5 protein-coding genes and 1 pseudogene are annotated in these 6,293 nt (G+C 33.2%); all 6 read left to right on the top strand.

Features of this window, described 5'->3' with window-relative positions; all coding sequences use genetic code 11:
* Positions 1-259 precede the first annotated feature (259 nt).
* The 6 genes and pseudogenes from GC105_RS17735 to GC105_RS13805 all read left to right on the top strand — a co-directional run bounded on the left by GC105_RS17735 (position 260) and on the right by GC105_RS13805 (position 6,281).
* Positions 260-496 carry a branched-chain amino acid transporter permease gene (locus GC105_RS17735; RefSeq protein ID WP_425481536.1) on the top strand — a complete coding sequence of 79 codons (237 nt, stop codon included), beginning with the start codon at positions 260-262 and terminating at the stop codon, positions 494-496.
* A 198-nt stretch (positions 497-694) separates the two neighbouring features.
* A pseudogene (locus GC105_RS13825) lies at positions 695-1,078 on the top strand (PEP-utilizing enzyme); the annotation flags it as partial.
* A gap of 135 nt (positions 1,079-1,213) precedes the next feature.
* Positions 1,214-1,906 carry a response regulator transcription factor gene (locus GC105_RS13820; RefSeq protein WP_152805935.1) on the top strand — a complete coding sequence of 231 codons (693 nt, stop codon included), beginning with the start codon at positions 1,214-1,216 and terminating at the stop codon, positions 1,904-1,906.
* Positions 1,907-1,931: 25 nt separating this feature from the next.
* Positions 1,932-2,894 carry a sensor histidine kinase gene (locus GC105_RS13815; RefSeq protein ID WP_343030045.1) on the top strand — a complete coding sequence of 321 codons (963 nt, stop codon included), beginning with the start codon at positions 1,932-1,934 and terminating at the stop codon, positions 2,892-2,894.
* Positions 2,895-2,991: 97 nt separating this feature from the next.
* Positions 2,992-3,675 carry an ABC transporter ATP-binding protein gene (locus GC105_RS13810; RefSeq protein WP_152805930.1) on the top strand — a complete coding sequence of 228 codons (684 nt, stop codon included), beginning with the start codon at positions 2,992-2,994 and terminating at the stop codon, positions 3,673-3,675.
* Positions 3,672-6,281 carry an FtsX-like permease family protein gene (locus GC105_RS13805; protein WP_152805927.1) on the top strand — a complete coding sequence of 870 codons (2,610 nt, stop codon included), beginning with the start codon at positions 3,672-3,674 and terminating at the stop codon, positions 6,279-6,281. The genes GC105_RS13810 and GC105_RS13805 overlap by 4 nt, the downstream gene beginning before the upstream one ends.
* The last annotated feature ends 12 nt before the right edge of the window (positions 6,282-6,293 follow it).

The following is a 6,293-nucleotide window of genomic DNA, read 5'->3' as shown; positions in this document are numbered from 1 at the left end:
TTAGCACAATTATTTGAACGAATAAGAGCTGCCTAATCAACGCTTATTAATAACTATCCCTCTTTTCAGACCATTAATAAATGGTTTTATTACCATGCCAATATCTTTCTTTCACACCTTCTAAACTTAATTAGTTTTATTTTTTTTTTCCTTTTTTCAATGATTTTAAGAAATTATGTTTTGAATAAATGCTTATGGTTGCCATGTCCCTATTAGTTTTCTTAGTTTTCTGGTTGAGCCATGTCCCTATTAGTTTTCAATAGTTTTCTATAGTTTTCAATATCTGGGTTATGTACTGCCTCCAGCAATTATGGTAATTCTCGTCTGCTATTGCATTCGTAATACCGGTTATGGTGAGTATCCATATGGATTAGTGGAAATTTTATCAATTCTGATTGTTATACTCGTACACATAAAGAAAAAGAATATGTATGTGTCCATTATGGCAGGTACCATCTGTTATATGATATTGATACGAACTATCTTTTTTGAGTAAAAATAGGGATAAAGTGAAACTTTATTCAATAGGGCTTTTCTTCACCCCATACTGAATATTAGTTTTCGCGAAACAACGAGCCAAGCGAAAACATGTTTTCGCTAGTACCTTGTAGCAACTGAAAAGAGCTAGAAGCCCGCAACCTACGGTGAGAGTCTTAGTGCCTGTTAATGCAGGATGAACTGGATTAGGAGATCATTAACAAAAATTAAAGATGAGTACAAATTCTATGAAAAACTAACTCCACCACGTGTGATCATGTCTGATGGTGAGACAGGCGCATACAAACGAGAATATCCAACAAAAGTCATTGTATGTTTACCTGTTTCTTCCAGAGTAATAGAGGGGTGGGCGCGTGTTATCTTAGATATGAAAGATGCCAATCTAGAAGATGGAGATATATTGGTCACCACCTTTACTGATCCAAGTTTGACACCATTGTTTGTGTCCGTAAAAGGTCTAGTCACCGATGTTGGAAGGATGATAACCCCTAAAGCATGTTGTTTGTCAGCAGTAGTTGGAGTGGAGAATGCTGCCAAGCTGATCAAAGACGGACTGAAAATACGCATAAATGGAGCATAAGGCTGTGTAGAAATTGTATAATTATTTTGACTCCCAATGGCTACACCCAATATGACAAACAGTCAAATAAAGCTTGAAGACGCTCTTTTAATGATATAGTATCAATTAAGATGGTAAATTAAATGAGGTGATGTTTTGAAGATTTTATTGGTGGAGGATGATAAGACAATAGCATCTGGGTTAGAGTACTCTTTGGAACAAGAAGGCTACAAAATAATCCTTTGTTATACTGTTTCATCAGGTAAAAAAGCGCTAGCAGAGATTGACTTCGATTTATGTATCTTTGATATATCATTACCAGATGGAAGTGGATATGAATTGTGTAAAATCGCAAGAGAAAAGTCTGATATACCAATACTATTTTTAACTGCATGTGATGATGAGGTGAATATAGTAATGGGTCTTGATATGGGTGCAGATGACTATATCACAAAGCCTTTTCGAGTGAAAGAGCTTCTTTCTCGTATTAAGTCAGTATCACGACGCTATGATAAAGAAAATGGTCAAAAAGCTATACTTAAAATAGGAGATATACAAATCGATACATTGAATGCAAAAGTTTATAAAAACGAACAAGAAATTAATCTTACTGCATTAGAATATAGACTATTACTCACTTTTGCAAAGAGTAAAGGACAAGTTTTAACTAGAGGTCAGCTTTTGGAGGGCATATGGGATGTAGCTGGAGATTTTGTCAACGATAATACATTGACAGTGTATATAAAGAGAATACGTGAAAAGATAGAGGATGATCCCCAGAACCCAACTATTATAAGGACTGTACGAGGTTTTGGATATAGAATAGGTGACTTGAATGCTTCGGAATAGACAACTGAGGAATATGCTACTTATTATGATCTTATTATCTATTGTCGGTGCAATTATTATATACTATATGCATCCTATGGCAGGAATCATATCTTTTATTATGATGTGCTTACTCGCGCTATGTAGTATATTGTATACTTTCCAAAGATACAGAGAGATTGAAAAGCTTTCAAGTTATTTGAGAACTATTAGCACTGGGAACTACTCCTTAGATATTAGAGATAATGAAGAGGGAGAACTTAGTATTATAAAAAACGAAATTTATAAGGTAACCCTTATGCTCACGAAGCAAGGAGAATTTCTGAAAAAAGAAAAGGAACAACTTGCAGATTCGCTCTCGGACATATCCCATCAACTTAAAACACCTCTCACATCTATGATGATCATGATAGATTTACTGAGTGATGCAAACTTAAAGCCAGATAAGAGAATAGAGTTTACTAAAAATATTGAAATTCAGCTAGAGCGTATGGAATGGCTTCTGACTTCATTATTAAAATTGTCTAAAATAGATGCGGGAACAGTAACTTTTAAAAAAGAGAAAGTGTTCGTATCAGAATTGATTCAAAAATCACTTGAACCACTTTTCATTCCAATAGAAATTAAGGATCAGGAATTGAAAATAGAAGGTAATCCGGATATTGGATTTTATGGTGATCTTAATTGGACATCAGAGGCAGTTATTAACATTATAAAAAATTGTATTGAACATACACATAATGGAGGAATTATCTCAATTTTTTATAAGGATAATCCAATATACACGGAAATTTGTATTGGAGATAATGGAAGTGGGATTGGAAAAGAAGATTTGCCTTATATATTTAAACGGTTTTATAAAGGTAAGAATGCAAGTGAGGAGAGCATAGGAATAGGTCTTGCAATGGCATGGAGTATTATAAAGATTCAAAACGGTGATATAAGTGTTACCAGCCATAAGAACCGAGGTACACAGTTCCATATAAAATTCTATAAACAAATTTCATAGGAGACGTAAAAAGTGACAAAATTGTAATAGTAAAGTCACCGAGTAGTCATTCCAGACAGATATAATATGTTCATAAAAGAAATTTGGAGGTTTTAAAATGGAAGTATTAAGAGTAGAGCATCTCTCTAAACTATATGGTAGTGGAGAAACAGTGGTGAAGGCATTAGACGATATATCATTTTCTGTTAAAAAAGGAGAGTTTGTTGCAATTGTAGGTCCTTCAGGATCAGGGAAATCAACGCTACTGCACCTGCTTGGTGGAGTGGATAGACCTACCAGTGGGAAGGTATTAGTGGAAAATACAGATGTATATCAACAGAATGAAACCCAACTAGCAATTTTCAGACGTAGGCAAATTGGACTTATTTATCAGTTCTATAACTTGATACCTGTACTAAATGTAGAAGAAAATATTACGTTGCCTTTATTACTTGATGGTCATAAGGTAGATGAAAATCAACTTCATACTATTGTCAAAATATTAGGACTTACAGATAGACTAAGTCATTTGCCAAACCAACTTTCTGGTGGACAGCAGCAGAGAGTTTCCATAGGAAGAGCTCTTATTCATAATCCTACAATCATGTTAGCAGATGAGCCTACAGGAAATTTGGATAGCAAAAATAGCAATGAAATTATAGAATTGCTTAAAATGTTTAACAAAACATATAGTCAAACTCTTATAGTAATTACTCATGATGAACGTATTGCTTTACAGGCAGATAAAATTATAGAAATAGAAGATGGTCGAATCACTAGAAATGAGTTGATCAGGGCATGAATATCTTAAACAAACTTACTATAAGACAGTTAAAACTAAACAAAAAACGTACCCTTATTACCATAGTAGGTGTAATCATTTCCGTTGCCATGATCACATCGGTAGCTACCCTTGCAATTTCTTTTATGGATTTAATGCAAAGACAAGTTATATCAGATGAAGGAGGATGGCACGTTCTTTATGAGAATGTAAATAGCACTCAAATCGAAGCGATAAAAAATGATGAAGAAACAAAAGATGTCATTTTAAGTAGAGATACAGGTTATGCTTTTTTAGAAGGAAGTCAGAATGATCATAAACCTTATATCTTCATTAGAGAGTATAATGAAGAAGGCTTTGAAAACTTTCCCATTGAACTAAAAGAAGGAAGATTTCCTAAAAAAGAGAATGAAATTATAATCTCAGAAGCGATCATAACCAATGCGAAAGTTCATCACAAAATAGGAGATGTATTAACCTTTGAGATTGGACAAAGATATGTTAATGATGAGCAAGACGATAAAGTAGTATTATCCCAAGTAAATCCTTTGCGCGAAAATGGAGGTGAAATCCAAGAAGTTTTGACAAAAGAAATGCGTATGACTTATACGATTGTAGGCATCACCGAACGCCCTACTTGGGAACATACATGGTCTCCAGGATATACAGTATTATCCTATATTGATGAAAATATTATGAATTCTCGTGAAAAGGTAAATGCATCTATTATTTTAAATAGTATTGACTCTACATTGTTTGAGCATGCAGAAAATTTAGCATCTCAGAATAATATTGAAAAAGTAGGTTTTCATGATACTTTACTTAGATACTATGGAGTTGTCTCAAACGATAAGGTTAGAAGTATGCTTATTACCTTATCAGTTATTATTATGGTTATCATAATGGTTGGATCTATCTCTTTAATATACAATGCTTTTGCTATTTCTGTATCTGAACGTTCTAGATATTTAGGTATGTTATCAAGTGTGGGTGCCACTAAAAAGCAAAAGAGAAACTCTGTATTTTTTGAAGGCGCTATTATTGGAGCGATTAGCATTCCTATTGGAATGATAGCGGGACTTGTAGGTATCAGTGTTACATTTAGGATTATCAATTCTATGCTAAAAGGAGCACTAGGCGTATCTGAAAGTCTTAGATTAGTAGTGTTACCCGCAACAATATTTGTTGCGATTATGGTTTCTATCATTACTATTTTGATTTCAACCTATATACCTGCAAAAAGAGCATCAAATATTTCTGCTATAGATGCAATCCGACAAACAACAGATGTAAAAATTACCGGAAAAGAAGTAACAACATCAAAATTAACAAGAAAAATATTTGGTTTAGAAGGTGAACTGGGGTTAAAGAATCTCAAAAGAAATAAATCTAGATATAGAGCAACTGTACTTTCATTGATTATAAGTATGATTCTATTTTTAGCGGTATCCTACTTTACATCTAGTCTTGAAAAATCTATCTTGCTAAGTCAAGAGGGTGTAAATTATGATATAGAAGTATTTTTTAATGAGGAAGATAGGGCAAAACAAGAAGAGATCATTCAAAAAATAACAAGTCTTGATAATATTACAGAAGATGCGTATATAAATAAAATTGATATGCGTGCTATGGTTGAGGAAGATTTCATGGCTGATCATCTAAAGGGAAGTCATAAAGATGCGCTAGAAGATGGGAAGTATCCTTATTATGTTATATTTAATGCAGTAAGTGATGAAGTATTAAAAGCTTATGCAAAAGAAGTCGGAGCTGATTCTGCTAAATTACTAGATCCAAAAAAGCCTTCTGCAATAGTCATTGATACAGTAAGGTACGAAAAATCACGTAAATATGTTGAAACAAAAGCTGTAAAATTAAAGCTAGGAGAGATGTTGGAATTAGAAGTTTATAACAACGAACTCGAGGGATATACACCAATTGAATCAGTAGAAATTGCTGCTCTTACCGATAAAGTTCCCATGGGAATTTCATCTGTAAGCTTTGGGGATAGTTTTCATGTGATTGTTTCTGAGAATGTCCTAAATAAAATAGTTCAAGCCAATAAAAATATCAGTAAGATTGTGAATACGACACTATTCTTGAGAAGTAACGATCCTTTAAGACTTCAAGAAAATATTGAAGAAATTCAAAAATCATATGGACTAGACGATATATCTATTTTTAACTTTTATATGGCAAGGCAGAGGGAAGAACAAATGATTGTATTAATATCAGTATTCACATATGCGTTTATTTTACTGATTACCACAATTTGCATAGCGAACATTTTTAATACAATTTCAACGGGTATTGCACTGAGAAAAAGAGAGTTTGCAATGTTAAAGTCAGTGGGAATGACACCTAAAAGCTTTAATAAAATGATAAATTATGAAAGTATATTCTATGGCATGAAAGCGCTATTATACGGACTTCCAATAAGCTTTGGAATAATGGTGTTCATTCACCAAACACTTATGGCGAAATTTGACTTTGAATTTACGTTTCCATGGATAAGTGTGTTTATAACAATAGTAGCAGTGTTTATTATAGTTGGAGTAGCAGTGCTTTACTCTAGTAAAAAGATTAAGAAGGAAAATATTATAGATGCTCTTAAACAAGAGAGCATATGATTTGTAAATTTC

Origin of the sequence: Alkalibaculum sporogenes (assembly GCF_009362815.1) — a bacterium.
Lineage (GTDB): Bacteria > Bacillota > Clostridia > Eubacteriales > Alkalibacteraceae > Alkalibaculum_A > Alkalibaculum_A sporogenes.
Note: the sequence above shows the minus strand (reverse complement) of the source record. Positions and strands in the feature narration are given on the sequence as shown.